The organism is Pseudomonas sp. 22082, assembly GCF_052046055.1.
Lineage (GTDB): Bacteria > Pseudomonadota > Gammaproteobacteria > Pseudomonadales > Pseudomonadaceae > Aquipseudomonas > Aquipseudomonas pharyngis.
In genome coordinates, this window is sequence record NZ_JBQEQB010000012.1 from 146,135 (window position 1) to 171,627 (window position 25,493).

A 25,493-nucleotide genomic window follows, 5' to 3' on the forward strand; every position below is an offset into this window, starting at 1 on the left:
CGGCGTTGCCTGCGACGGCGGTCTATAGCTGATAACTGAAACTGATGCTGTAACGCGGCCGGCGATTGAAGGAGTCCAGCGCTTCATCCGACATCGCCTTGGCGGCTTCCAGGGCGATGTTGTAGTACTTCGCATCGCCAAATCTCAGGCCGACCGCCGCCGATGACAGGTTGTTGGCCTGCACCGGCAATTCATTGAACCAGCTGCGCGAGCGGTCGAGCACGAAGTACGGTTGCAGGATGCGCACCCAGTTGCCGTCGCGGTTGAAGCTGTAGTTGATTTCGTAAGCCACACCCCAGCCCTTGTCGCCGGACGCCTGATCATCGGGATAACCACGGCCGAAATTCTGCCCGCCGAACACCGCGCGCTCGCTGTCGGGCAGGGTGTCGTCGCTCCAGTACAACGCGGCTGACAGTACGCCTTGCCAGTTATCAAAGAACTTGTCGCTCTGCACCCCCGACAGACGCACCCGGAAAAAATCGAGGTCGATGGCGCTGTTGTTCGTGTGCGCGCCCAGGCTGTCGAAGCCCTGGTACACGCCGCCGCTTAGAATGCGCAGTTGCCGGGCATCGGCCTTGCGCCAGTCGCTTTCGAAGGCGAGGGCGCGGATGTCGGTGCGTTCTTCGACGCTCAGCGGGTAGCCGATCACGTTGTAGCGGGTCTTGTCGTTGACGGCGTACAGGCGCGATCCGGCGGTCAGCAGTTCATCCGAGGCGGCAATCAGCGGCAGGCTGAAGCCGAGCGAGTAACGGTCGTTTTCGCGATGCGGCTTGAGTTCCAGACCGTTGTTCAGCACTACGTTGGTGCCGGGATCGGCCCGGTAGCGTGAGGCCGACAGGCTCAGTTGCGCACCTTCGTCGTTGACGAACTGGTTGTAGTCCAGCCGGTAGTAACGCTCGTGATCATCCCCCGGTGGAAACAGGCCGCTGAGGCTCAGCTGTTCGCCCATCGAGGTTTGTGAATTGCTGCTGATACCGAGCAGGGCCTGAGTGCCGTTGCGGTTGTCTTCGGTGGTGCTCAGGGTGCTGGTGAACGGTTTGCGGCTGGCCTGGGCCACCAGCGTCGTTGCACCGTCGGTGGTGCCGGGTGGCGGCACCTGGGCCTGGATCGTCACGCCGGGAATGCGGGTCATCAGTGTGGTGTAGCGCTCGAACGTCTTGCGTGTGAGAGGGCGCTCAGCCTGAAGCTTGGCCGCCAGTCGCTCGAGCAGGGCTTTGACCCGCCCGACGTCGCCCGCGATCTGCACGTCCCGCACGTAGCCTTCCACCAGCACGACGCGCGCCACGCCGTCGTCGAAGTTCTGTTGTGGCAGGAAGGCGTAGGACAGCAGATAACCGTCCTGCTGGTAGCGACGGGTGATGTTGCGGGTGGCTTCGATCAGGTCGGCAAGGCTGCTCTCGCGACCGATCAGGGGCTTGTAGATTTCGGCCAGTTCGTTCAGCGGGTAGAGCGTGCCGCCTTCGATCTGCACGGTCCTGAGGTTGATCTTTGTACTCATCAGCAGCGGCTGGGCGGCGGTGGCGCCGGGCTCCGGCACTTGCAGCGGCGCGGCGTTCGGCCGGTAGGCGTCGGCGGGCAGGTTCGGCACCGGCAGGTTGCGAATGGTTTCGTTGCTGTTGAGAAAGCTGGGCAGGGTGTCGGCGAGGGTTGTGCAACTGAGACCGAGAAACAGCAGGGATGCCATAACGCGCATAGGACACTCCATGTTCAAACCCCAGCACCGGGCGGGTTTTCTCCTAAGAAAAAAGCGGAAGACTCGTGGGAATCTTCCGCCCTCAACCAAGCGTAGGCGCTGTAGGTTCGGCCGTCGAATCGGCCAGGTGCAATTCAGCGTTTGTTGCCGCCCAGGGCGCCGGTAAGACCGCCGAGGGCGCCACCCAGTCCGCCGCCAGTCCCGGTGGCGGTGCCACCGTTGACCAGTCCGCCGACCGCAGTGACCGTATTGCCCACCGTGGTGACGGTGTTGCCGACCGCCGTCACTACAGGGTTGCTGTTGGTGCTGGCAATCGTGTTGCCGAGATTGCCGACGGCACCGCCGACCTGACCGGTGAGACCGGCGACCGGAGTGCCGAGCCCGGTGGCGGCGCCGACGTTCTGGGTCAGGCTGGTGACCGCCGTGGTGACTGGCGCAAGTCCGGCACCCACGTTGTTGCCCAGGGTTGCCAGGGGAGTGGTCGGGCTGGTGATCGGCGAGCCCGAACCGCCGAGCACGGTGTTGAGCGAGGCCACGGTTTTGCCGGCCGCCGCCAGCACGCCACCGGGTGCGGCGAGAGTGCCATTGCCGCTGCTCAAGCCGGCGCCGACGTTGACCACGGCGCCGCCGACGGTTTGCAGCAAGCCATTGCTGCCCAGACCGCCACCGACGCCTGTTCCCGAACCGGTGCCGTTGTCCACCAGCCCACCGGCCTTGCCGACCGCGGTGCCGACATTGCTCAGGGCGCCGCCGACGGTGTTGGTCAGGGCGTTGCCGTTGCCGGCGACAGTGACCTTGTCACCCACGCCGTCAACCGTGCTGCCGACCTTCTGGACCAAACCGTTCAACGGCGCGCCCAGTCCTGTAGCCGTACCGAGTTTGTCCGTGGTGCTTTCGACCATGGCAATCACCGGCACCAGTTTGCTGCCGACTTCTTTGGTCACCGAGCCGAGCGGGCCGGTGGTGGTGGCGGTGCTGAGGGTGTCGCCGAGCATGGTGACCTTTTCGCCGACCCCGTTTAGCACTGGGGCGACCTTGGTTACCACACCGCCGACCACGGGAACGCTGCCCGTGGCAGTGGCCAGTTTGCCGCTCAGGTCGGACACGCCGTTGCCCACATCCTGCACCACGCCGCCGACCGCCGAAGCGGTGACGCCCAGACCATTGTCGGTGGTTGCCAGTTTGCCGATGCCGTTGGCTACGCCGTCACCCAGCGTGGTCACTACGTTGCCGGCGGTTTTGGCGGCGCTTTGCACCACGCCGCCAACGACAGGCACGCCGCTCAGGGAGTCACCGACCTGGCCGACGCCATCGCCGACGCCGCTGACGGTATTACCGACGTCCTGCACCAGGGTGGTCGTCACCAGCGAAGGCGTCGTGGGATTGGTCGGGTTCGTCGGGTCCGTCGGATTGGTGGGATTGGAGGGATTGGTCGGATTGGTCGGATCCGTTGTCCCTCCCGTTCCGCCAGTGCCACCGGTACCGCCAGTGCCGCCAGTGCCCGCGGTGTCTCCGGTTCCACCCGTGCCACCGGTGCCGCCAGTACCTGCAGTCGAGCTGTCGGGGGAAGAACTGCCGGAACTGCTGTGATGACCGCCGCCGCCACTGCTGCAACCGGCCAGACCGAGGGAGAGAATGAGGGCCAGTGCCGTTGCCGATTTGCACCATGCCGCCTGAGCTTTCATCTGAGTTTTCATGAGCGTTATTCCTTGCACCTGTCACAACGTTTGTTGTTTTCGATGGCCCGCCGATTCTGTTGCCGGCAGTGCCTTCGTCCGTTGTGCTCATATCAGTCGCAAGGGCGGATCCACGCCATTCTCAAGTTGGTATTAACGCCTTTATGCAGGGGGATGCGAGTGCCGCCTAACGACTAATACCGAGGATATAGGCGCGCAAAAAAAAGCCTTGAAAATCAAGGCTGGGTTTCGGCGAGGGATGTTTGTGCGGCGCGGGAAAACTTAAGTGATATATACACAATTGAGCAGGTTTTCCCGGCCTCGATGTCAGGCTACCGGCTGCCAGTTGCCCACCATGTGCTCCAGATCCCCGGCGCCAATCAGGCGCAACTCACCGCTGGAGCCGGCAGCGCTGGCGAACAGGCTCACCTCGCTCGGCAGGCGCACCGGTTTGCGAAAATGCACGGTGACCTCAAGGTTGGCCTTGGGCAGATGATCTGCCAGCGCTGCCAGCGTGCGGGCCTTGTTCCATAACCCGTGGGCGATGGCTGTGGGGAAACCGAACAGCTTGGCACTGGCGGCACTGAGGTGGATCGGGTTGTAGTCGCCGGAGACTTTCGCGTACTGCCGGCCGATGTCCGCCGGCGCCTTCCATTGCGCCACTTGCATCAGCGGCAGCGCCGGCTCCCAGGCCTGTTCGACCGGTTCGCCTTCAAGCTTCACGCCGCGACAGAGCATTTGGCTTTCGGCTTCCCACAACGGGCCGAGTTGATCGTCGAGGGTGCTCAGCAGATCGAAGGTCGCGCCTTTGGGATGGGGTTGCAGGTTATGCACCCGGACGCTGACTTGCGCACGACTGATCCCGCCCATCGGACGCAACACGCGGATGCGGTTGCGCAGATGAATCAGCCCCAGCAGCGGGAACGGAAAGTCTTTGGCCGTCAGCAATTGCATCTGCAGGGCGAACGCCAGGATATGCGGATAGGTCGGCGGCAGCAGGCCGTCATCGGCGAAACCGCAGACCTGGCGATAGGCCGCCAGACGTTTGCCATCGACCTCGACGGCGCAGCGCAGGCCGCTGTCGGGCAGGGTGGTGCCGGTGATTTTGCGTCGGGTGGCCGCCCGGGCATACAGCCCCGGCAGGCTCGGTTCGTGGTGCAGCGTTTGCCATTCGATGCTCATGCTCAGGCCCCCAGAACGCTTTGGCCGCACACCCGCAGCGCTTGTCCGGTGAACGCGCCGGTGCCCGGTTGTGCCAGCCAGGCCACGGCTTCGGCGACGTCTTGCGGCAGGCCGCCCTGGCCCAGCGAACTCATGCGCCGCCCGGCCTCACGCAGGCCGAACGGGATGTGCGCAGTCATCTGGGTCTCGATGAATCCCGGCGCCACGGCATTGATGCTGATGCCGCGTTCCAGCAGGGTCGGCGCCCAGGCCTGGGCCAATCCGATCAGCCCGGCCTTGCTCGCCGCGTAGTTGGTCTGCCCGCGATTGCCGGCGATGCCGCTGATCGAGGCCAGCAGAATGACCCGGGCGTTATCGCGCAACGTGCCGCTGTCGAGCAGGGCTTTGGTCAGCACTTGCGGTGCGTTGAGGTTGACCGCCAACACCGCGTCCCAGAATTCCGGCGTCATGTTGGCCAGGGTCTTGTCACGGGTGATGCCGGCGTTGTGCACCAGAATGTCGAGGCCGTCCGGCAGCTGTTCGATCAGTTGCGCGGCAGCATCTTCGGCGCAGATGTCGAGGGTGATGGCGCGCCCGCCGAGGCGCGCGGCCAGGGCTTCCAGATCGGTTTTCGCGGGCGGCACGTCGAGCAGGATCACCTCGGCGCCGTCACGGGCCAAAGTTTCGGCGATGGAGGCGCCGATGCCGCGCGCCGCACCGGTGACCAGTGCCTTACATCCGGCCAACGGGCGCGTCCAGTCGGTGACCTGGGTGGCGCAGGCTGTCAGCCGGATCACCTGCCCGGAGACGAATGCACTTTTCGGCGAAAGGAAAAACCGCAGCGGCCCTTCGAGCTGATCCTCGGCGCCTTCGCCCACGTAGATCAATTGCAGCGTGCCGCCGCTGCGCAGCTCCTTGGCCAGCGAGCGAGAGAAGCCTTCAAGGGCTCGCTGTGCGCTGGCGGCAAACGGTTCACGCAGGGTTTCCGGGGCGCGGCCGAGGATCACCAGATGCGCGCTGCTGTCGAGGTTTTTCATCAACGGCTGGAAGAACTCACGCAGCTGCTTCAGCTGGTCGGTGTGCTGCAAATCGCTGGCGTCGAACACCACGGCCTTGAGTTTCGGGCCATGGCCGGGAATCCATTGGGTGGCGCTGGCCGGCTGATCGCCGTAGCGATAAATGGCATCGGTCAACCGGTTGGCAAAGGCGCTGACCTGCTCGGCCAGCGGACCACCGCCGATCAGCAGCGCACCGTCCACTGGCCGCAGGCGCCCCGCCTGCCATCGTTCCAGCCGCACCGGCGACGGCAGGCCCAGGGCTCCGACCAGACGGTGGCCGATGGACGAGTTGGCGAAGTCGATATAGCGGTCAGACATGGAACGCTCTCCAGAAGATGGGGTTCAAAGTGTGGACTGCGAAGGGCAATCAATCGTTCGATCCACGCAATAAGGCCTACGCTAGAACAGCAGAGTAGTTTGCCCTCGGCGCTTTTGTGGCCCGACCGGGTTTTCAGCGCTCGATTTTCAGACCGGATATTTCACAAGGAGCATTTCATGAGTCAGCTGCGCCGCGTCGCGATCATTGGTGGCAACCGCATTCCGTTCGCCCGTTCCAACGGGCCTTACGCCACCGCCAGCAATCAGGTGATGCTCACCGCCGCCCTCGAAGGCCTGATCGAACGCTACAACCTGCACGGCCAGCGCATCGGCGAAGTGGTCGCAGGGGCGGTGCTGAAATTGTCACGGGATATGAACCTGACCCGCGAATGCGTGCTTGGCTCACGCCTGTCACCGGCCACCCCGGCCTACGACATTCAGCAGGCCTGCGGCACTGGCCTGGAAGCGGCGCTGCTGGTGGCGAACAAGATCGCCCTCGGCCAGATCGATTGCGGCATTGCCGGCGGCGTCGACACCACGTCGGATGCGCCGATCAGCGTCAGCGAAGGCCTGCGCAAGATCCTTCTGCAAGCCAACCGCGCCAAGACCACCGGCGACAAGCTCAAGACCTTTCTGCAATTACGCCCGAAACACCTGATCCCCGACTTCCCGCGCAACGGCGAACCGCGCACCGGCCTGTCGATGGGCGAGCACTGCGAATTGATGGCGCAGACCTGGAACATCCCCCGCGAGGAACAGGATCAACTGGCCTTCGAAAGCCACCACAAACTGGCGGCTTCCTACAGCGAAGGCTGGCACAACGACCTGATGACCCCATTCCTCGGCCTGACCCGCGACAACAACCTGCGCCCGGACCTGACCCTGGAAAAACTCGCGACCCTGAAACCGGCCTTCGAGAAAAGCGCCAAAGGCACGCTGACTGCCGGCAACTCGACGCCGCTGACCGATGGCGCGTCGGTGGTGCTGCTGGGTAGCGAGGAGTGGGCGAAGGAACGCGGCTTGCCGATCCTCGCTTACTTGCGTGACGGCGAAGCGGCGGCGGTGGATTTCGTCAACGGCGCCGAAGGGCTGCTGATGGCGCCGGTCTATGCCGTGCCACGCTTGCTGGCGCGCAATGGGCTGACCTTGCAGGACTTCGACTACTACGAAATTCACGAGGCCTTCGCCGCGCAAGTGTTGTGCACGTTGAAGGCCTGGGAGGATCCGGACTACTGCAAGACCCGGCTCGGGCTGGACGCGCCGCTGGGCTCGATTGATCGCAGCCGCTTGAACGTCAAGGGCAGCTCGCTGGCGGCGGGGCATCCGTTCGCCGCGACGGGCGGGCGAATTGTGGCGAATCTGGCGAAGTTGCTGGATGCGGCGGGGCAGGGGCGGGGGTTGATTTCGATTTGTGCGGCGGGGGGGCAGGGGGTGACTGCCATCGTCGAGCGCTGAAGGAACAAGAAGCCCCCTCTCCCAAGGGAGAGGGGATTACAAAGGTTACTCAGGTACGGAACCTGCGCACCAACCCGTCCAGCTCATTCGACAACCCCGCCAGACTCTGTGAATCCAGCCGCGCCGAATTCGCCAGCTCCGCCACCAACTGCGCATCACCATGAATCTGGCTGATATGCCGATTGATGTCCTCAGCCACCTGATGCTGCTCTTCAGCGGCCGTGGCGATCTGCGTGTTCATGTCGCGAATCACATCCACCGACTCACGGATCTGACCGAAGCTTTCTCGCGCTTCGCCGATGCGTGCCACCGATTGCTGAGACACATCGAGGCTGGCGCGCATCTGCTGAGTCACCGCGCTGGTGCGTTTGGCCAGGTTGCCCAGCAGCCCGTCGATTTCCGCCGTCGAATCCGCCGTGCGTTTGGCCAGTGCGCGAACCTCATCGGCCACCACCGCAAAACCACGACCCTGCTCACCGGCCCGCGCCGCTTCGATGGCCGCGTTGAGCGCCAGCAGGTTGGTCTGTTCGGCGATGGAGCGGATGGTGCCGAGGATCGACTGGATGTCGTTGCTGTCGCGCTCCAGTTGTTGCATCGACTGCGCCGATTGCTCCAGCTCCTGGCTCAGTTGATCGACGCTGTGCACCGCCGCATCGATCTGCTGCTGACCTTCGCGGGCCTGGCGCTGGCCGCTGTCGGCAGACTCCGCCGCCTGGCTGCACGAGCGGGCGACTTCGTTGGCGGTGGCGACCATTTCGTGGAACGCGGTCGAGACCATGTCCACCGCTTCGCGCTGGCGTCCGGCGGCTTCGGCCATGTCGCCGGAGACGCGGGTCGAGCTCTGCGAAGTGGCGAGGATTTTCCCGGCCGCGCCGCCGATATGCTGGATCAGGCTGCGGATCGCGGTAAGGAACTGGTTGAACCAGTTGGCCAGTTGCGCGGTTTCGTCGCTGCCACGAATGTCGAGGCTCTTGGTCAGGTCGCCTTCGCCTTGGGCGATGCCTTCCAGACCACTGGCCACGCTGCGGATCGGCCGCACGATCAGGCTGGCGAAACTGGCACCGACCACCGCGAAAAACACCGCCAGCACGGCCGCAATGATTGCGATCAGCCAGGTCAGTTGGGTGGCGGAACTCATCACTTCGTTCTGTTTGATCAGGCCGATGAAGGTCCAGCCCAGTTGCTCCGAGGGCCAGACATTGGCCATGTAGCGTTCGCCGTTGAGCTCGATGTCAACCAGGCCTTTGCCGGCCTTGGCCAGTTGCGCGTAGCCGTCGCCGAGGCTGTCGAGTCGCTTGAAGTTGTGCTCCGGTTGCTTCGGATCGACCAGCACCGTGCCGGTGTTTTCCATCAGCATCAGGTAACCGCTTTCACCGAGCTTGATCTGTTTGACGATCTCGGTCAGTTGCTTGAGCGACACGTCAATGTTGACCACGCCACCCTGGGCGCCCAACTGGTTGGCGACCGCCCGCACGGTGCTGACCAGAACCGCGTCGTCGCCAGCCCAGTAATAGGCCTCGGTGCGCAGGGTCTTGCCCGGGTTGGCCATGGCCGTCTTGTACCAGGGGCGGGTGCGCGGGTCGTAGTTGGCCATCTTCGGATCGCCCGGCCAGAAGGCATAGCCGCCGCTGTTCAATCCATAGGACACGTAGGAGTAGGCCGGGTGGGATTTGGCCAGCCCTTCGAACAGTGCAAACAGTTGCTTGTCGATCTCGCCATCGGAGGTATCGGCGGCGTTGGCGCTCATGCGGCTGCGAACGCTGCCGTCCGCGTTCTTCACCAACGGCTGCGCCGCCAGGTAATCGACGTTCTGGCTGATGCCGTCGAAAAACAGCTGCATGGCATTGCTGACCTGACGGATCTCGCGCCCGCTGCTGTCGACAAAATCGTCCCGGGCATCGCTGCGCAGGTTGAGTACCACCAGCGTGGCGACCAGCACCACGGGCAAGCAGGCGATGATTGCAAACGCCCAGGTCAACTTCTGTTTGATGTTCATCCGCGCTCCAGATTTTCTTGTAGGCCCACGCAGTGCAGATGACTCGCGGTTATTGGCAGCCGAAAAACCTATTTCTCACCCGTTTCCCTGGGTGCGACATCGAAGATTTTTTTGGAACGATTGTCGGACAAGTTCCTCTGTCTCAGAGGAATTCGGCTGATGAAGGGGGAAATTGAGGTCTTGGGAGAAAATTCTTACGAGATCTGTTCAGTTGGATGTCAGATTCTGTCGCAAATGCCCTCAAGTCCTGGCGCCTATAAATTCGCCGGCCTCGGCTATGATTCGAAGCGGTCGATAAAGAGGCGAATTGACCTGATTTATCCGGCACAGTGTGTGCATCCACAGGTTCACAGGTCGGCAACCCCTCCCCGCGATGCGAGGATTGCCGTATAACGAATGACATTCGCGTGTTTGGTAATAAAGGACCCACAATAAAAGCTGATGAAGACTCCAAAACGCATTGAACCCCTGATCGAGGACGGTCTGGTCGACGAAGTGCTGCGTCCACTCATGAGTGGCAAAGAAGCAGCTGTTTATGTGGTGCGCTGCGGCAATCAGTTACGTTGCGCAAAGGTCTACAAGGAGGCGAACAAACGCAGTTTCCGCCAGGCGGCCGAATATCAGGAAGGCCGCAAGGTTCGTAACAGCCGACAGGCCCGGGCGATGGCCAAGGGGTCGAAATTCGGTCGCAAAGAGACCGAAGACGCCTGGCAGAATGCCGAGGTCGCGGCGCTGTTCCGTCTGGCCGGCGCGGGTGTGCGAGTGCCCAAGCCCTACGACTTCCTCGACGGCGTGCTGCTGATGGAACTGGTGGCCGATGAATACGGGGATGCCGCCCCGCGTCTGAACGACGTGGTGCTGGAGCCGGATCAGGCCCGCGAGTATCACGCGTTCCTGATTTCGCAGATCGTGCTGATGTTGTGTACCGGTCTGGTGCACGGTGACCTTTCGGAGTTCAACGTGCTGCTGACGCCGACGGGGCCGGTCATCATCGACCTGCCGCAAGCGGTGGACGCGGCGGGCAACAACCATGCGTTCAGCATGCTGGAGCGTGACGTCGGCAACATGGCGTCGTACTTCGGCCGCTTTGCCCCGGAGTTGAAGAAGACCAAATACGCCAAGGAAATGTGGGCGTTGTACGAGGCGGGTACGCTGCACCCGGCCAGCGTGCTGACCGGCGAGTTCGACGATCCCGAGGACCTGGCCGATGTCGGCGGGGTGCTGCGCGAGATCGAAGCGGCGCGTCTGGATGAGGAGCGCAAGCAAGCCATCCGCGCGGCGGACGACGAGCCCAAGGGCAAGTCCGACGAACCTCCGCCACCACCGTGGATGCAGTGAGCATCTGAAAAACAAAACCCGGCTTCGGCCGGGTTTTACACATTCAAGGATTGATTGTGACCAGCACTTCCCGCAATGCCCGGCTGATCATCACGGCGCGGCTGATCTCCGATTTCGGCGCGTTCCTCAACATGGTTGCGCTGGCCACTTATGTCTACCTGCTGAGCAACAGCGCGATGAGCGTGGGGATCTTTCTCGCCAGTCGCGTGGGGGGCGGGATTTTTGCCAGCCTGATCGGCACCGCGTTTTATCGTCGATGCAGTGGCCGTCTGCCGTTGATTACTTTCGATCTGCTGCGCGCTGCCGTGCTTGGATTGTTGCTGATCGTCCCGGTCAGTCAGCAGGCGTTGTTGCTGCCGCTGATCGCGTTCGGTCTGGGCTTTGGCAATTCAATGTTCGCCATCGGCCTAAACAGCCAGTTGCCGCGCTTGATCGAGCCGGCGCAGTTGCTCAAGACCAATGCTTGGATCACATCCGCCTCGTCCATGGCGATGGTTGGCGGCAGTCTGGTGTCCGGGTTGCTGGTTGCGGGGTTTGGTTTTGAAACGGTGTTTGCGCTGAATGCGGTGACCTATCTGTTGGCGGCAGTGTTGATTGCGCCGCTGCGGTTCAGTGCACCGGAGCCGGTGGCCGAATCCAGCGCTAAACAGGGTGAGTGGTCGGCATTGTTGCAAGGCCTGCGCAGTGCCCCGGTGGTGGCCGCGATGCTGGCGGTGACCATGGCCGACACCCTTGGCAGCGCTGCGCACAACGTCGGTTTTCCGATCATTTCCAAACTGCTGACACCGGACTCGGCCAGCACCACGCTGGGCCTGATGCTCGCAGTGTGGGCCGTCGGCAAACTGCTCGGCGCGCGGATCGCCAGTCGCCTGAACGGCACCGACAACATTCATCTGGAGCGCCGCTACTTCGGTGGCGTGCTGCTGATGTCCTGCGGCTTCATCCTGATGTTCCAGCAGCACAGCGTCGTCGGTCTGTTGCTGTGTTCGCTGCCGGCCGGGTTGGGCGACGGTTTCTCGGAAGTCGGCCTGATGTCACGCCTGCAACGGGAACCGGAGCCCCTGCGCCTGCCGATCTTCAGCTTCCTGACGCTGTTGCAGATGACCGGGTTCGGCGTCGGCATGCTGATCGCCGCACCGTTCTATGCGTGGTGGGCGCCGGGTGCCGTGGTGCTGCTGTTCCACGGCATTCCCCTCGCCACAGTGCTGTCGATGAAAATCCTGCTGCTCAGGCGCGCGCGGGTTGCGCGCAGCAGCCCGACGCCAGTTCCTTGAGGATCGGACAGTCCGGGCGATGGTCGCCGTGGCAGTGCTCGACCAGATCCTGCAGGGTGTCGCGCAATTCGCCGAGTTCGCGGATCTTCTGATTCAGCTCGTCGATGTGTTGGCGGGCCAGGGCCTTCACATCGGCGCTGGCGCGCTGGCGATCCTGCCAGAGGGTCAGCAGCTTGCCGACTTCCTCCAGCGAGAAACCCAGGTCCCGCGAGCGCTTGATGAACGCCAGCGTATGCAGGTCATCGTCGCCGTAGACGCGATAGCCGCTGTCGGTGCGATGAGCAGCCTTGAGCAGACCGATCGACTCGTAATAACGGATCATCTTCGCGCTCAGGCCACTGTGGCGGGCCGCTTGGCCGATGTTCATCGGTTGTCCTCCAGATCCTCGGGTTTCCAGGTTTTCAACAGTAGCGCATTGCTCACCACGCTGACGCTCGACAGGGCCATCGCCGCACCGGCCAGCACCGGATTGAGGAAGCCGAACGCCGCCAGCGGAATGCCGATCAGGTTGTAGACGAAGGCCCAGAACAGGTTCTGGCGGATCTTCGCGTAAGTTTTGCGACTGATCTCCAGCGCGGCCGGCACCAGCCGTGGATCGCCGCGCATCAGGGTGATGCCGGCGGCGTGCATGGCCACGTCGGTGCCGCCACCCATGGCGATACCGATGTCGGCGGCGGCCAGCGCCGGTGCGTCGTTGATGCCGTCACCGACCATGGCCACGACCCCGGTTTTTTTCAGCTCGGCGACAGTGGCGGCTTTTTCCGCCGGCAGCACTTCGGCGTGGACATTTTCGATGCCCAGCGCTTCGGCCACCACCCGGGCGCTGCCGCGGTTGTCGCCGGTCAGCAGGTGGCTGTGGATGTGCTGCGCGGCCAGTTGTTGCACCGCGTGCAGCGCGCCTGGCTTGAGGGTGTCGCCGAAGGCGAACAGACCGAGCACGCGAGGTTCCGGGCTTTGCTCGATCAGCCAGGACAGCGTGCGGCCCTCGGTTTCCCAGGCCTTGGCGGATTCGCTCAGGGTTGCGGCGTTCAAACCGCTTTCTTCCAGCAAGCGCCGGTTGCCCAGCGCCAGGCGCCGGCCGTCGAGGCTGCCGGCGATGCCGCGCCCGGTCAGGGACTGGCTGTCGCTGACATCCGGCACGCTCAGATGGCGTTCGGCACAAACATCCAGCACCGCTTTGGCCAGCGGATGTTCGCTGCCGCGTTGCAGTGCGCCGGCCGCTGTCAGCAGGGCGTTTTCATCACCGTCGTTCGCACTGAAATGCGCGATGCGCGGTGTGCCGGAGGTCAGGGTGCCGGTCTTGTCGAACACCACGGCGCTGACTTCATGGGCACGTTCCAGTGCCTCGACATCCTTGATCAGAATCCCGTGCCGCGCGGCCACGCCGGTGCCGGCCATGATCGCGGTCGGTGTCGCCAGGCCGAGGGCACAGGGGCAGGCGATCACCAGCACCGCGACGGCGTTGATCAGCGCGGTTTCCAGCGGCGCGCCATACAGCCACCAGCCGATCAGCGTGGCCAGGGCCAGCAGCAACACGGTCGGCACGAACACCTGACTGACTTTATCCACCAGTTTCTGAATCGGTGCTTTCGCAGCCTGGGCGTCCTCCACCAGACGGATGATCCGCGCCAGCACGCTTTCCGCACCGAGCGCCGTAGTGCTTACCAGCAAGCGGCCTTCGCCGTTGATCGCGCCGCCGGTGACCCTGTCGCCCGGTTGCTTGGGCACCGGCAGGCTCTCGCCGCTGATCAGTGCTTCGTCGGCGTGGCTCTGGCCTTCCAGCACTTCGCCGTCCACCGGGAAACGCTCACCGGGTTTGACCAAAACCCGATCGCCGAGACGCAGGGCGCTGATGGCGACGTCCTGTTCGCGGCCATCGATGACTTGAATTGCCCGCTCCGGGCGCAACGCTTCCAGTGCGCGGATGGCGCTGGCGGTCTGGCGTTTGGCACGGCTTTCCAGGTATTTGCCGAGCAGCACCAGAGCGATGACCACCGCCGAGGCCTCGAAATACAGATGCGGCATGCGCCCGTCGGCGGTGGCCCATTCGTAGAGACTCAAGCCATAACCGGCGCTCGTGCCCAATGCCACCAGCAAATCCATGTTGCCGGCCCCGGCGCGTACGGCTTTCCACGCCGCCAGATAAAACCGCGCACCGAAAATGAATTGCACCGGGGTCGCGAGGGCGAATTGCGCCCAGGCCGGCAGCATCCAGTGAATGCCGAACGGTTGCAGCAGCATCGGCAGCACCAGCGGCAAGGCGAGGGCGATGGCGCAGATCAGTGCCCAGCGCTCATGGTCCAGGCGCTGTTGACGATTGTCGGATTGCGGATTTTCGAGTTCGAAGAGGCTGGCCGAATAACCGGCCTTGCTCACGGCGGCGATCAGGGTTTGCGGGTCGACCGCGCCGAGCAATTCGAGATGAGCGCGTTCATTGGCGAGGTTGACGCTGACGCTTTTCACCCCCGCAACCTTGTTCAGGGCGCGTTCGACGCGACCGACGCAGGAGGCGCAGGTCATGCCGTCGATGTTCAATTCCACGGTCTGCTGCGGCACGCTGTAACCGGCGCGTTCGACTGCTTCCATCAGCGCCGGCAGGCTGTCGCCGGGGGCCTGCACCCGGGCCTGTTCGGTGGCGAGGTTGACGCTGACGGCACTGGCGCCGCTGACTTTGCTCAACGCCCGCTCGACACGGCCGGCGCAACTGGCGCAGGTCATGCCGCTGATGGGCAGATCGAACGTGATGGAATCGGACATCGGTCGTACTCCCTGTAGAAGATGCCTACAGGATCAACCTTGCCATGCTGGCAAGGTCAAGCCCCAATCCGAAAGCGTCAGTAGCCGAGGCCGGTCGGCTTGAGGTACATGCCTTCCTGGTTCATCGCGATGCGGAATTTCAGGATGTCGCCGGCATGCAGTCTGATCTCCTGCGAGCCCGGCGCGAGCATGCCCGGATTGCAACCCGGCATTTGCCCCGGCAGCAGCTTCAGGCGCAGCGAGACATTGCCCGGCGGCAGGTTGAACGATGTGCTTTGCTCCTGAAACAGGCGCGCCGACAGCTGATCCTGGATGTACACGCCGATTTCGCAGGAGGTCGCCACTTCCAGGCGCTCGCGGGAAATGATCAGCACCCCGTAATCTTCCCCGGCGGCTTGCACCGAAGGGATCGCGGCAAAGAGGCTGAGTAAGCCAAACAGGCTGAAAGCTGACCAGCGCATGGCTGAATCTCCTGAATTCATGTCATTGATGCGTGCAGCTTGGCCGAGCGCGGCGCCGATTGCCAGCCCGGCAGTTTTTTGCAGAACTTGACCTTGCCATCGTGGCAAGCCTGAAACTGCCGGCAACCTCACTCAAAGGAGTCATTCCATGCAAGTGTTCACTGTTGAAGGCATGTCCTGCGGTCACTGTGTCAAGGCCGTCACCCAGGCGGTGCAGAGCAAGGATCCGGCCGCCAGCGTGCGGGTCGATCTGGCGGCGAAGGAAGTCGGCGTCGAAAGTGCGCTGAGCGCCGAGCAGGTGATCGAGGCGATCAGCGAAGAAGGCTACGCCATCAAACTCGCCTGATCTTTTTAATAGTTAGCGAGCTACCGGAATGTTCAAGGCGTCCTCGCGCAGCTAGACTGTCGGGCTGCACTCAACTCAACTGCCCGCCCGACCTGGACGCCTGATGAACTTCCGTACCCTTCTGATTCTCGGTGCCCTGACCGCTTTCGGTCCGTTGGCGATCGACTTCTATCTGCCCGCGTTTCCCACTATGGCGCTGGCGTTCGGCACCGACGAGAAACACGTCCAGCTGACGCTGTCGGCTTACTTCTTCGGCCTGTCCATCGGTCAACTGGCATACGGGCCGTTGGCGGATCGCTTCGGCCGGCGGATTCCGTTGCTGATCGGTCTGACGCTGTTCACGCTGGCGTCAGTGGCCTGCGCCTATGCGCCGAATCTGGAGTGGCTCATCGCGGCACGGCTGGTGCAGGCGCTGGGCGGTTGTGCGGGGATGGTGATTGCCCGGGCGGTGGTCAGCGACAAGTGCGACGCGGTGGGTTCGGCGAAAGTGTTCTCGCAGCTGATGCTGGTGATGGGGTTGGCACCGATTCTGGCGCCGATGCTCGGCGGCCTGCTGGTCAACACCACGGGGTGGCAGTCGATTTTCCTGGTGCTGACCGGATTCAGTGCCCTGGCCGGACTGGCCGTGGCCCTCGGCCTGCCGGAAAGTCTGCCGGCGCATGTTCCGCGCCAGCCGTTGTCCGGTGCCCTGCGTCAGTACGGTCGGCTACTGGCGGATCCGGTCTACATGGGCCATGCCCTGACCGGCGGTATCGCCATCGCCGGGATGTTTGCCTACATCGCCGGTTCCCCTTTCATATTCATCAAACTGTACGGCGTGCCGGCCGAGCATTTCGGCTGGCTGTTCGGCACCAACGCGGCCGGGTTCATTCTGGTCGCACAGGTCAATGCGCGCCTGCTGGCCAAACGCGGTCCGGCCTTTCTGCTGTCACGGGCGGTCTGGGTTTACCTGGGTGCCGGGCTGACGCTGCTCGCGGTCAGCGCCTTGCACACCGAGTCCCTGTGGCCACTGCTGATTCCTTTGTTCATTTGCGTTGCCAGCCTTGGCTGCATCAGCCCCAATGCGGCGGCGTGTGCGATGAACGGGCAGGGCGGTCGCGCCGGCAGTGCTTCAGCGTTGCTCGGTAGCCTGCAGTTCAGCGTCGCTGCCGGGGCCTCGGCGCTGGTGGGGATCCTGCACGATGGCACCGCCGTGCCGATGGCCATGGTCATCAGCCTGTGTGGTTTGCTGGTGGTGTGCGCAGCAACACTCACCCGGCGCATCCAGAATGCCCGGGCGCTGGCAAAGGCGCAGGCTGAAAACTGAAACGAAAGCCTCAGCCGACAGCGCGCTGCTGGCCGGGATCGGGAATCTGATGGGGAGCGTGCAGACGCGCTTCGAGGGTGCGGGTGAAGGCCAGCGCTTCGGCCTCACTGCGGAAGGTCACGGCGTGCTGGTCAAGACGGACTTGCCATTGGGACTTTGCCACTTCTTTTATCAGGATCTTCATTGCTGACCTCCCGTACGTAAAAGATTGCATCGCAGAGGTTTCGATTGTAGTCCTGAATACGATCGCAATTGTGACAAGGGTCAAGCATCTGACTGACGGCAAAAAAGCGCCGCAGCCCCCGAGCCAGACATTTTTTGGCCCTGGCGAAGGCTGCGGTCTTGCGAGTTTTAGAAACCTTCTAAAACAATTTTCCCCTTGGCCTTGCCGCTTTCCAGCAATTCATGGGCGCGGCGCAGGTTGCTCGCGTTGATCGTGCCGAAGTGCTCGCCGACCGTGGTTTTCAAGGTGCCGCTGTCTATCAGCCCGGCCACTCGATTGAGCAGTTTGTGCTGCTCGATCATGTCCGGCGTTTCGAACAGCGAGCGGGTGTACATGAACTCCCAGTGCAGCGACAGGCTCTTGCGCTTGAGTTTGGTTACGTCCAGCGCTTTCGGATCGTCGATCAGCGCCAGTTTGCCTTGCGGCGCCAGAGCCTCGACCAGTTGGTCCAGGTGCTGTTCGGTCTGGGTCAGGCTGGCGACGTGGGTCACGTGGGCCACACCGGCGCGTTTCAGTTCTTCGCTCAACGGCTGGCTGTGATCGATCACCACGTCGGCGCCCAGCTCGGTCACCCAGTCGCGAGTCTCCGGGCGGGAGGCGGTGCCGATCACCTTGAGTCCGGTCAACTGGCTGGCCAGTTGGGTGAGGATCGAACCGACGCCGCCGGCCGCGCCGACGATCAGCAGGCTCTGGCCTTCGTCAGTGTTGCCTTCGCGAATCTGCAGACGTTCGAACAACAATTCCCACGCCGTAATGGCGGTCAGCGGCAAGGCGGCAGCTTCGGCGAAGCCGAGGGTTTTCGGCATGTGGCCGACAATCCGCTCATCGACAACGTGCAATTCGCTGTTGCCACCGGCCCGGGCAATGGAGCCGGCGTAGAACACCTTGTCGCCGGCCTTGAACAGGGTCACTTCACTTCCGACGGCCTTGACCACACCGGCCACGTCCCAGCCCAGTACCTTGGCGGCGCCGCCTTCCGGCGCGACGTTCTGGCGAACCTTGGTGTCGACCGGGTTGACCGAAATCGCTTTGACTTCCACCAGCAGGTCGCGGGGGCCGGCTACCGGTTCTGGCAGTTCGATGTCTTGCAGGGATTTTTCGTCGCTGATCGGGAGCGAGGCGTAATAGGCGATGGCTTTCATGGAGAACTCCGAAAGTGAATAAAGGAAGGTTTCAGGCGATGACGCGCAGGCGCTTGAGTTCGAAGTGTTCGAGGAACGCCTCGGCCTGGCTGCGGAAATGCTGGATATGCGCGCTGGCATCGTGGGCTTGCAGGGCTTCGTCGCTGGCCCACTGTTCGATCATGTAGAAGGCCAGTGGATTGGCCAGGTCCTGATGCAGTTCGTACTGACCGCAACCCGCTTCGGCGCGGGTCGGTTCGATCAGGGCGCGCAGGTGCTGTTCGAGAGCGTCCTGCTGGCCAGGTCGGGCGATCAGGGTGGCAATAGCGGTGAAAGGCTGGGACATGTTCGACTCCGGGACGGGATGAATTCGATGGAAGGCATGATTGGCTATTTCTGCCCGAGATAAAACCGGCTAAAAGAGCAGTCTCTTTCAATGTTTTTTTGATAATCGAGGCTGAGGATGCTGCGTTTCGATGACTTGCAGTTGTTTGTCCGGGCGGCGGATCTGGGCAGCCTGTCGGCGGCGGCGCGGGTGATGGACCTGTCCGCCGCGGTGGCCAGTGCCGCGCTCAAGCGGATCGAGCAGCAACTGGGCGCGCGCCTGTTGGCACGCTCCACCCGCAGTCTGCGGCTGACGGCCGAAGGTGAAGGGTTTCTCGAATACGCCCGCGCTGCGTTGAGCAACCTGGATGAGGGGCGCCGCCTGCTGGCCAGCGGGCAGGACCAGGTCAGCGGCATTCTGCAACTGTCGGCGCCTTCGGACTTCGGTCGCAACCTGCTGTTGCCGTGGCTCGATGAATTTCAACGCGAACATCCGAAGCTGACGGTGCGACTGCTGCTGGGTGACCGCATCGCCGACCTGTTTCGCCAGCCGGTGGACATCGCCTTGCGCTACGGCGAGCCGGAGGATTCGAGTCTGGTGGCATTGCCGATTGCCCCGCACAACCGACGGGTACTGTGCGCTTCGCCGCTCTACCTGGCGCGGCACGGCGAGCCGCTGCATCTGGAACAGCTCGCGCAGCACAACTGCCTGCTGTACATGCTCGGTGGCCGGGTGCATGACCACTGGAGTTTTCATGATGGCAAGCGCGAGGTCAGCCTGACCGTCAGTGGCGATCGCTTCAGTGATGATGCCGATGTGGTGCGTCTGTGGGCGGTGGCTGGCGCGGGGATCGCATATAAGTCGTGGCTTGATGTGGCCGGTGATGTACTGGCGGGGCGACTGAAAGTGCTGTTGCCGGAGCTGCTCTGTGAACGCGCTCCGCTGAATCTGCTGTGCGCCCATCGCGCACAATTGAGTAAGCCAGTGAACCTTCTGAGGGAAATGCTCGCCAGTCGTTGCGCTGAATTGAGTAGCCGATTTCCCGTTTTCTTGGAGACCGATCATTAGTCGCAGGTAAATAGCGAAATTTCTCTCAGGAACAATCACCAGCCACGGCCACTCCGGCGCAGGACGCAGCGAGCAACCCGCTTATACTAGCGACCGCCTGAAGCCCGCACCGACAGGCCGGCAAGAGAACGATCAGACCGGAACCGGCGGGGCAGGAACGAGGGTCGCGACAGTACTGCGGTTTCCTCGCTGCGGCGCGCAAAGTGCCTCGGCTCAAGGCACTTTGCGCGTCTTGGCCGACGACTGATTACTGGTCAAGATGTCTATGAGCAGTAGACGATACGATTCAACAGGGAGTGAATACATGGAACATGCACCTTGCATCAGCCAGATCGCCACGTTGCTGGCCGATCCCAAACGCAGCGCAATGATGTGGGCGTTGATGGATGGCTCGGCGCGGCAGACCGAGGAGCTGGCGTTGCTGGCCGGGCTTTCGCCTTCGTCAGCCAGTGCGCATCTGGGGCGCTTGTCCGCTGGCGGTCTGTTGAAGGTCGAGGCGCGCGGACGCAAACGCTTCTTTCGTCTGGCGGCTCCTGAAATCGGTGCGGCCATCGAGGCGCTGGCCAGTGCCACCNTGGCCAGCGCCCCGCGAGAAATCCCCGACGTGTTCAAGCGTGCCTCGCCGGTCGTCAGACCCCAGGCCGCGCCGTCGTCACTGCTGCGCGCGCGGTTTTGCGACGACCATCTCGGGGGCACGCTGGCCGCCGATCTGTACCAGCGGCTGCTTGACGCCGGCTGGATCGAGCAGCTTGAAAACCGGGTGGTCGTGACGCACAAAGGCTCGACACAACTGGCCGGGCGCGGCGTTTACATCCAGGCCCTGGCTCACCGCAACGCCCAGGTGGCGTGTGCCTGCCCGGACTGGAGCGAGCGTCGTCCGCACATGGGAGGCTCGCTGGGGGCGGCGTTGTTGCAGCTGTTCATGCAGTCGGGCTGGCTGGTGCTGCCCAAGGACTCCCGTGCTTTGCAACTGACGGCGGCGGGCCAGCGGGAAATTCATCGATTTGCCTGTGAAACCGAGCTGGAAATGGCGTTATAGAGCGCTTTCTTCCACGGATGTACTCCTGAACGTCGCCAACGGCTGCGAACAAGTCGCATCTGGCACAGGCGCGCAACCGCTATCGCGCACACTCGATCCGGGGACTTTTCGGATTGAGGAGGTGGCATGGACACGGGAAACTACAGCGCGGCAGATCGACTGGAGCGCCTGCCAGTCAGCGGTTATCACCGGATCATCTTCATCATCATCGCCCTGGCGTTTTTCTTCGACTCCATGGATCTGGCGATGATGACCTTCCTGCTCGGTTCGATCAAAGCCGAGTTCGGCCTGAGCAGCGCCGAGGCTGGTCTGCTGGCCAGTTCGAGCTTTTTCGGCATGGTGCTGGGGGCGTCGCTGTCCGGGATGCTGGCTGATCGATTCGGCCGAAAACCGGTGTTCCAGTGGAGCATCGTCCTGTGGGGGCTGGCCAGTTACCTGTGCTCCACGGCGCAGACGGTCGAAAGCCTGACGCTGTTTCGCATCCTGCTGGGAATCGGCATGGGCATGGAGTTTCCGATTGCTCAGTCGATGTTGTCGGAGTTGATCCCCGCCCAGCGTCGGGGTCGCTATATCGCCTTGATGGACGGTTTCTGGCCGCTGGGTTTTGTCGCGGCGGGCGTGCTGTCGTATTTCCTGCTGCCGTTGATTGGCTGGCGCGACATCTTTCTGGTACTGGCGGTGCCGGCGGTGTTCGTGCTGGCGATCCGCTTTTTCATTCCCGAGTCGCCGCGCTGGTTGGAACAGGCCGGCAAACATGACGCAGCGGACAAGGTTTTGTGCGGCATCGAGGCGCGGGTACGGGCATCGCTGGGCGGTGCTGCATTGCCGGCGCCGGTTCGTCTGCCACGTAGCGTGACCCCGCCGGGCCATTTCCTTTCGGCGCTCAAACAGATCTGGTCGCCGCAGTATCGCCGGCGTACGACGATGATCTGGAGCCTTTGGTTCTTCGCGCTGCTCGGCTTCTACGGCCTGACCTCCTGGCTCAGCGCGCTGCTGCAACAGTCGGGGTTTGCGGTCACCCAGTCGGTGTATTACACGGTGCTGATTTCCCTCGGCGGGATTCCCGGTTTCCTGATGGCGGCGTGGCTGGTCGAGCGCTGGGGACGCAAGCCGGTGTGCATTGTCACGCTACTCGGCGGCGGGGTGATGGCGTTTCTGTACGGGCAGAGCGCAGTGTTCGGCGGCAACGTGGCGCTGCTGATCGGCACGGGGCTGTTGATGCAGTTTTTCCTGTTCGGCATGTGGGCGGTGCTCTACACCTACACGCCGGAACTGTACCCGACCTCGGCGCGGGCGACGGGCTCGGGGTTCGCCTCGGCCATCGGGCGCGTGGGTTCGCTGCTCGGGCCGTTGGTCACCGGGCTGGTGTTCCCGATCACCGGGCAGGGTGGGGTGTTTGCGCTGGGGGCGCTGTGCTTTGCGATTGCGGCGGGGGTGGTGTGGCTGTTCGGGATGGAGACCCGGGGCAAGACGCTGGAAGAGCTGACTGAAACCGAGATGCTCAGCTAAATACAGCACCCTGTGGGAGCGGGCTTGCCCGCGATGGCGGACCGTCAGTCAACATTGANCGGGCAAGCCCGCTCCCACAGTTTTTGTATTGCTCTTTATGGTTTTACCAGGCGCGCATCCAGGCTGTTCTGCGCCAAGCGTTTGGCCTGATCCTGGGTCATGCCCAGGTGGGTGTGCAGCGCATGGAAGTTCTCGGTCACGTAACCACCGAAGTACGCCGGGTCATCGGAGTTCACCGTGACTTTCACGCCGCGCTCGAGCATGTCGAGGATGTTGTGCTGGGACATGTGATCGAACACGCAGAGCTTGGTGTTCGACAGCGGGCACACGGTCAGCGGAATCTGCTCGTCGATGATCCGCTGCATCAGGCGCTCGTCTTCGATGGCGCGCACGCCATGGTCGATACGCTGGATTTTCAGCAGGTCGATGGCCTCCCAGATGTATTCCGGCGGGCCTTCTTCGCCAGCGTGGGCAACGGTCAGGAAACCTTCGTGGCGGGCACGATCGAACACGCGTTGGAATTTGCTCGGCGGGTGACCCATCTCGGAGCTGTCCAGACCTACGGCGACAAATGCATCACGGAACGGCAGCGCCTGGTCTAGGGTTTTCTGTGCTTCGTCTTCGCTCAGGTGGCGCAGGAAACTCAGGATCAAACCGCTGGTGATTCCCAGTTGCTGCTCGCCATCCTTCAGCGCGGCGGCGATGCCGTTGAGCACCACTTCGAACGGGATGCCACGGTCGGTGTGGGTTTGCGGATCGAAGAACGGTTCGGTGTGAATCACGTTCTGCTCTTTGCAGCGCAGCAGGTAGGCCCAGGTCAGGTCGTAGAAGTCCTGGGAGGTGCGCAGCACGTCGGCGCCCTGGTAATACAGGTCGAGGAATTCCTGCAGGTTGTTGAAGGCGTAAGCCTTGCGCAGGGTTTCGACGTCGCTCCACGGCAGGGCGATCTTGTTGCGCTCGGCCAGGGCGAACAACAGCTCGGGCTCCAGCGAGCCCTCGAGGTGCAGGTGCAGTTCAGCCTTGGGCAGGGCGTTGAGCCAGTCGTACATATTCTTTTCTCATCAGGTGCAATGGCGGGCATTCTACAGATGCCCGCCGAAACAATTGGCAAAACCTGACCAACCGATCCATCACACCGCTTCCTGCTCCCGTCGATAGGCGTAGGTATCGGCGAAGCGCGACAGCAGGAATTCGGCGCAGGTGGTGGTCGGATATTTCGCAGGATGCTGTGCGTCCTGGCAACCGGGCAGGCATTCGATACGGGTGTCCGGGTGCGGCTCGGCGAAGAACGGCATCGAGTAGCGATCCACCCCGAGAGGGCTGATCACCCGGTGCGGGGTCGAGCGATAACGGTCATTGCTCCAGCGCGCCATCATGTCGCCGAGGTTGACCACGAAGGTGCCGTCGATGGGCGGTGCGTCGATCCACTGGCCGTTGACGTTCTTCACCTGCAGGCCGCCGGCGCTGTCCTGATACAGCAGCGTGATGCAGCCGTAATCGGTGTGCGCGCCGGCACCTTGCTGTTCGGCGGAACTGGCGGTGTGGCGCGGTGGGTAATGGATCATCCGCAGCACGCTGACCGGTTCGTTGAAGCGTGTATCGAAGAAGTCGCGCTCGATGCCCAGCGCTAACGTCATGGCCCGCAACAGGGTTTGCGCCAGGGCCTGCATGTCGAGGTAGTGCTGCTCCATCAGCGCCTCCCAGCCAGGGATGGCCGGATGACGGTTGGGGCCACGTAACGGTTTTCCTGCCAGCACCTCGGGATGATCGGCCGGCAGGTGCAGGCCCATGTCGAAGGTTTCCTTGAGATCGCTGGGTTTGTCCGGGTCGAGCTGTTCGGTGGCGATGGCGCCGTAGCCGCGATGATGGACGGTCTGGGTGATGTCGATCTTGAGTTTTTCCGCGCTCGGCAGCGCGAAGAAGTGCCGGGCGTGATCGAGCAGGGATTCGATGCGCTGCGCAGAAATCGGGTGACCCTTGATATAGAAGAAACCCCATTCGCGGCAGGCGTGGTCGATCTGTTCGGCGACGGCGGGCCAGGCGTTCTGATCGTTGGAGTAGAGCGGCGAGATGTCGATGATCGGAAGCTGATCCATACACAATCCTTGAAAGGTATAAGGGGGATCGTTCCCACGCTCTGCGTGGGAACGATCACCGGGTAGATGTTGGAATTTACTTCGGCATCTCGGCCTTCATGCCTTCGACGTAGTAATTCATCGACGCCAGTTCGGCGTTGGTGGCGCTAACCCCCGCCGGGATTTTCTCGACGCCGGCCTGATCCTTGATCGGCCCGGTGAACGGTTGCAGGGCGCCGCTCTTGATGTCGGCGATGATCTGCTCGGCTTCGGCCTTCACCGGTGCCGGCACCAGGTCGCTGATCGGCAGTTCGACCGTGCCTTCCTTCAATCCGCCCCAGTAGTCCTGGGATTTCCAGTTGTGGTCGATCACGCTCTGGGTCGCTTGAATGTAGTGCGGCGCCCAGTCGTTGACGATCGAGGTCAGCACCGCTTTCGGCCCGAAGTGCGCCATGTCCGAAGCGTAGCCCACGGCGTACACGCCGCGTCGCTCGGCGGCCTGGATCGGCGCCGGGCTGTCGGTGTGCTGGAACACCACGTCCACGCCCTGATCGATCAGCGCGTTGGCCGCGTCGGCCTCCTTGCCCGGGTCGAACCACGAGTTGACCCACACCACTTTGATTTCGGTGCCGGGGTTGTACTTGTTCAAGGCCAGTTGAATGGCGTTGATGTCACGGATCACTTCGGGGATCGGGAACGAGGCGACGTAGCCGATTTTTTTGCTCTTGGTCATCTTCGCCGCGAGGAAACCACCGACGTAACGGCCCTCATACGTACGCGCGAGATAGGTGCCGAGATTCTTGTCCTGCTTGTAGCCGGTGGCGTGTTCGAAGGTCACCTTGGGAAACTGTTTGGCGACTTTCACCGTCGGGTTCATGTAGCCGAAGGAGGTGGTGAAGATCAGGTCGTAATTGTCCTTGGCCATGTTGCGGATCACCCGCTCGGCGTCGGCGCCTTCGGCGACGTTTTCCACGTAATTGGTGGTGATCTGCGTGCCGAGTTTTTCCGCCAGCGCCTTGCGCCCCTGTTCATGCTGATACGTCCAGCCGTGGTCGCCGATGGGGCCGATGTAGACGAAGCCGACTTTCAGTGGATCGGCGGCACTGGCGCTCAGGCTGAGGCCAAGGCCCATGGCGATGCACAGCAGTGTTTGCAGTGGACGTTTTTGCATGAACGCGAACTCCCTTTTGTTGTGTGTGGGGAGGGCAATGCAAAAGGCTGACCAAGCGGACAACAAATCGAGTCGAAATCGCGGCGAGGCCTTCGCGAGCAAGCCCGCTCCCACAAAAGCACC

At 62.8% G+C, this 25,493-nt stretch carries 22 protein-coding genes and 1 pseudogene; 8 read left to right on the forward strand and 15 right to left on the reverse strand.

Translation table 11 applies throughout. The annotated features are described in order from the left end of the window. Positions 1-22: 22 nt before the first annotated feature. The 4 genes from ACTJK9_RS16095 to ACTJK9_RS16110 all read right to left on the reverse strand — a co-directional run bounded on the left by ACTJK9_RS16095 (position 23) and on the right by ACTJK9_RS16110 (position 5,906). The gene (locus ACTJK9_RS16095) at positions 23-1,693 is read right to left on the reverse strand and encodes a ShlB/FhaC/HecB family hemolysin secretion/activation protein (RefSeq protein ID WP_440814817.1); all 1,671 of its coding nucleotides are present in this window, start codon (positions 1,691-1,693) and stop codon (positions 23-25) included. A gap of 134 nt (positions 1,694-1,827) precedes the next feature. Then, positions 1,828-3,390 carry a collagen-like triple helix repeat-containing protein gene (locus tag ACTJK9_RS16100; RefSeq protein ID WP_178076452.1) on the reverse strand — a complete coding sequence of 521 codons (1,563 nt, stop codon included), beginning with the start codon at positions 3,388-3,390 and terminating at the stop codon, positions 1,828-1,830. A 306-nt stretch (positions 3,391-3,696) separates the two neighbouring features. After that, on the reverse strand, positions 3,697-4,551 hold the full coding sequence (locus ACTJK9_RS16105; RefSeq protein ID WP_440814819.1) for a MaoC family dehydratase: 855 nt from the start codon (positions 4,549-4,551) through the stop codon (positions 3,697-3,699). Between the two features lie 2 nt (positions 4,552-4,553). Further along, the gene (locus tag ACTJK9_RS16110; RefSeq protein ID WP_440814821.1) at positions 4,554-5,906 is read right to left on the reverse strand and encodes a 3-oxoacyl-ACP reductase; all 1,353 of its coding nucleotides are present in this window, start codon (positions 5,904-5,906) and stop codon (positions 4,554-4,556) included. 177 nt (positions 5,907-6,083) lie between these two features. Here ACTJK9_RS16110 and ACTJK9_RS16115 point away from each other — a divergent pair, with 177 nt between their 5' ends. Continuing rightward, a complete protein-coding gene (locus tag ACTJK9_RS16115; protein ID WP_085643975.1) occupies positions 6,084-7,361 on the forward strand; it encodes an acetyl-CoA C-acetyltransferase in 1,278 nt (425 codons plus the stop codon). 49 nt (positions 7,362-7,410) lie between these two features. On the opposite strand, the gene ACTJK9_RS16120 is transcribed toward ACTJK9_RS16115, so the two are convergent. Further along, complete coding sequence (locus tag ACTJK9_RS16120) at positions 7,411-8,178, reverse strand: methyl-accepting chemotaxis protein (protein WP_371850984.1); 768 nt, start codon at positions 8,176-8,178, stop codon at positions 7,411-7,413. 90 nt (positions 8,179-8,268) lie between these two features. Next, positions 8,269-9,357 (reverse strand): annotated as a pseudogene (locus tag ACTJK9_RS16125) (cache domain-containing protein); the annotation flags it as partial. A 441-nt stretch (positions 9,358-9,798) separates the two neighbouring features. On the opposite strand from ACTJK9_RS16125, the gene ACTJK9_RS16130 reads away from it, so the two are divergent. Both ACTJK9_RS16130 and ACTJK9_RS16135 read left to right on the forward strand, forming a co-directional pair. Beyond that, the gene (locus ACTJK9_RS16130) at positions 9,799-10,695 is read left to right on the forward strand and encodes a PA4780 family RIO1-like protein kinase (protein WP_221398624.1); all 897 of its coding nucleotides are present in this window, start codon (positions 9,799-9,801) and stop codon (positions 10,693-10,695) included. A gap of 56 nt (positions 10,696-10,751) precedes the next feature. Continuing rightward, positions 10,752-11,969, forward strand: a complete 1,218-nt coding sequence (locus ACTJK9_RS16135; protein WP_440814824.1) for an MFS transporter — start codon at positions 10,752-10,754, stop codon at positions 11,967-11,969. Here ACTJK9_RS16135 and cueR read toward each other — a convergent pair. The 3 genes from cueR to ACTJK9_RS16150 form a co-directional block, all read right to left on the reverse strand. Continuing rightward, positions 11,923-12,336: a Cu(I)-responsive transcriptional regulator gene (gene cueR, locus ACTJK9_RS16140; RefSeq protein WP_007958485.1), complete on the reverse strand. Its 414-nt coding sequence runs from the start codon at positions 12,334-12,336 to the stop codon at positions 11,923-11,925. The genes ACTJK9_RS16135 and cueR overlap by 47 nt on opposite strands. After that, the gene (locus tag ACTJK9_RS16145; protein ID WP_440814827.1) at positions 12,333-14,726 is read right to left on the reverse strand and encodes a heavy metal translocating P-type ATPase; all 2,394 of its coding nucleotides are present in this window, start codon (positions 14,724-14,726) and stop codon (positions 12,333-12,335) included. Before ACTJK9_RS16145 ends, cueR begins: the two co-directional genes overlap by 4 nt. Positions 14,727-14,803: 77 nt before the next feature. After that, a complete protein-coding gene (locus tag ACTJK9_RS16150; protein ID WP_064593272.1) occupies positions 14,804-15,187 on the reverse strand; it encodes a hypothetical protein in 384 nt (127 codons plus the stop codon). 148 nt (positions 15,188-15,335) lie between these two features. On the opposite strand from ACTJK9_RS16150, the gene ACTJK9_RS16155 reads away from it, so the two are divergent. After that, complete coding sequence (locus ACTJK9_RS16155) at positions 15,336-15,533, forward strand: heavy-metal-associated domain-containing protein (RefSeq protein ID WP_007958490.1); 198 nt, start codon at positions 15,336-15,338, stop codon at positions 15,531-15,533. A gap of 103 nt (positions 15,534-15,636) precedes the next feature. After that, entirely contained in the window at positions 15,637-16,839 is a 1,203-nt protein-coding gene (locus ACTJK9_RS16160) for a multidrug effflux MFS transporter (RefSeq protein WP_085613571.1), read from the forward strand. Positions 16,840-16,849: 10 nt separating this feature from the next. On the opposite strand, the gene ACTJK9_RS16165 is transcribed toward ACTJK9_RS16160, so the two are convergent. The 3 genes from ACTJK9_RS16165 to ACTJK9_RS16175 all read right to left on the reverse strand — a co-directional run bounded on the left by ACTJK9_RS16165 (position 16,850) and on the right by ACTJK9_RS16175 (position 18,529). Next, positions 16,850-17,023: a hypothetical protein gene (locus ACTJK9_RS16165; RefSeq protein WP_166742328.1), complete on the reverse strand. Its 174-nt coding sequence runs from the start codon at positions 17,021-17,023 to the stop codon at positions 16,850-16,852. A 167-nt stretch (positions 17,024-17,190) separates the two neighbouring features. Then, a complete protein-coding gene (locus tag ACTJK9_RS16170; RefSeq protein ID WP_064593274.1) occupies positions 17,191-18,204 on the reverse strand; it encodes a zinc-binding alcohol dehydrogenase family protein in 1,014 nt (337 codons plus the stop codon). 31 nt (positions 18,205-18,235) lie between these two features. Further along, positions 18,236-18,529, reverse strand: coding sequence for a putative quinol monooxygenase (locus ACTJK9_RS16175; RefSeq protein WP_011332308.1), 294 nt, complete (start codon positions 18,527-18,529; stop codon positions 18,236-18,238). A 117-nt stretch (positions 18,530-18,646) separates the two neighbouring features. Here ACTJK9_RS16175 and ACTJK9_RS16180 point away from each other — a divergent pair, with 117 nt between their 5' ends. From ACTJK9_RS16180 to ACTJK9_RS16190, 3 genes are all read left to right on the forward strand, one after another. Further along, positions 18,647-19,576 carry a LysR family transcriptional regulator gene (locus ACTJK9_RS16180; RefSeq protein ID WP_085613573.1) on the forward strand — a complete coding sequence of 310 codons (930 nt, stop codon included), beginning with the start codon at positions 18,647-18,649 and terminating at the stop codon, positions 19,574-19,576. Between the two features lie 304 nt (positions 19,577-19,880). Further along, positions 19,881-20,615: an ArsR/SmtB family transcription factor gene (locus tag ACTJK9_RS16185; protein ID WP_440814829.1), complete on the forward strand. Its 735-nt coding sequence runs from the start codon at positions 19,881-19,883 to the stop codon at positions 20,613-20,615. Between the two features lie 126 nt (positions 20,616-20,741). Next, entirely contained in the window at positions 20,742-22,124 is a 1,383-nt protein-coding gene (locus ACTJK9_RS16190) for an MFS transporter (RefSeq protein WP_440814830.1), read from the forward strand. 95 nt (positions 22,125-22,219) lie between these two features. Here the strand turns inward: ACTJK9_RS16190 and ACTJK9_RS16195 are convergent, their stop codons facing one another. From ACTJK9_RS16195 to ACTJK9_RS16205, 3 genes are all read right to left on the reverse strand, one after another. Then, complete coding sequence (locus ACTJK9_RS16195) at positions 22,220-23,173, reverse strand: adenosine deaminase (RefSeq protein ID WP_007958502.1); 954 nt, start codon at positions 23,171-23,173, stop codon at positions 22,220-22,222. Between the two features lie 81 nt (positions 23,174-23,254). Next, positions 23,255-24,220 (reverse strand): 2-oxoglutarate and iron-dependent oxygenase domain-containing protein, encoded by a 966-nt coding sequence (locus tag ACTJK9_RS16200; protein ID WP_440814832.1) that lies wholly within the window; start codon positions 24,218-24,220, stop codon positions 23,255-23,257. 76 nt (positions 24,221-24,296) lie between these two features. Next, positions 24,297-25,370 carry a BMP family ABC transporter substrate-binding protein gene (locus ACTJK9_RS16205; protein WP_064593279.1) on the reverse strand — a complete coding sequence of 358 codons (1,074 nt, stop codon included), beginning with the start codon at positions 25,368-25,370 and terminating at the stop codon, positions 24,297-24,299. Positions 25,371-25,493 lie beyond the last annotated feature (123 nt).

Coding starts and splice junctions, on each gene's coding strand:
- ACTJK9_RS16095 (WP_440814817.1), bottom strand. CDS start 1,693: ATGCGCGTTATGGCATCCCTGCTGTTTCTCGGTCTCAGTTGCACAACC.
- ACTJK9_RS16100 (WP_178076452.1), bottom strand. CDS start 3,390: ATGAAAACTCAGATGAAAGCTCAGGCGGCATGGTGCAAATCGGCAACG.
- ACTJK9_RS16105 (WP_440814819.1), bottom strand. CDS start 4,551: ATGAGCATCGAATGGCAAACGCTGCACCACGAACCGAGCCTGCCGGGG.
- ACTJK9_RS16110 (WP_440814821.1), bottom strand. CDS start 5,906: ATGTCTGACCGCTATATCGACTTCGCCAACTCGTCCATCGGCCACCGT.
- ACTJK9_RS16115 (WP_085643975.1), top strand. CDS start 6,084: ATGAGTCAGCTGCGCCGCGTCGCGATCATTGGTGGCAACCGCATTCCG.
- ACTJK9_RS16120 (WP_371850984.1), bottom strand. CDS start 8,178: ATGGCCGAAGCCGCCGGACGCCAGCGCGAAGCGGTGGACATGGTCTCG.
- ACTJK9_RS16130 (WP_221398624.1), top strand. CDS start 9,799: ATGAAGACTCCAAAACGCATTGAACCCCTGATCGAGGACGGTCTGGTC.
- cueR (WP_007958485.1), bottom strand. CDS start 12,336: ATGAACATCGGCCAAGCGGCCCGCCACAGTGGCCTGAGCGCGAAGATG.
- ACTJK9_RS16145 (WP_440814827.1), bottom strand. CDS start 14,726: ATGTCCGATTCCATCACGTTCGATCTGCCCATCAGCGGCATGACCTGC.
- ACTJK9_RS16150 (WP_064593272.1), bottom strand. CDS start 15,187: ATGCGCTGGTCAGCTTTCAGCCTGTTTGGCTTACTCAGCCTCTTTGCC.
- ACTJK9_RS16155 (WP_007958490.1), top strand. CDS start 15,336: ATGCAAGTGTTCACTGTTGAAGGCATGTCCTGCGGTCACTGTGTCAAG.
- ACTJK9_RS16160 (WP_085613571.1), top strand. CDS start 15,637: ATGAACTTCCGTACCCTTCTGATTCTCGGTGCCCTGACCGCTTTCGGT.
- ACTJK9_RS16165 (WP_166742328.1), bottom strand. CDS start 17,023: ATGAAGATCCTGATAAAAGAAGTGGCAAAGTCCCAATGGCAAGTCCGT.
- ACTJK9_RS16170 (WP_064593274.1), bottom strand. CDS start 18,204: ATGAAAGCCATCGCCTATTACGCCTCGCTCCCGATCAGCGACGAAAAA.
- ACTJK9_RS16175 (WP_011332308.1), bottom strand. CDS start 18,529: ATGTCCCAGCCTTTCACCGCTATTGCCACCCTGATCGCCCGACCTGGC.
- ACTJK9_RS16180 (WP_085613573.1), top strand. CDS start 18,647: ATGCTGCGTTTCGATGACTTGCAGTTGTTTGTCCGGGCGGCGGATCTG.
- ACTJK9_RS16190 (WP_440814830.1), top strand. CDS start 20,742: ATGGACACGGGAAACTACAGCGCGGCAGATCGACTGGAGCGCCTGCCA.
- ACTJK9_RS16195 (WP_007958502.1), bottom strand. CDS start 23,173: ATGTACGACTGGCTCAACGCCCTGCCCAAGGCTGAACTGCACCTGCAC.
- ACTJK9_RS16200 (WP_440814832.1), bottom strand. CDS start 24,220: ATGGATCAGCTTCCGATCATCGACATCTCGCCGCTCTACTCCAACGAT.
- ACTJK9_RS16205 (WP_064593279.1), bottom strand. CDS start 25,370: ATGCAAAAACGTCCACTGCAAACACTGCTGTGCATCGCCATGGGCCTT.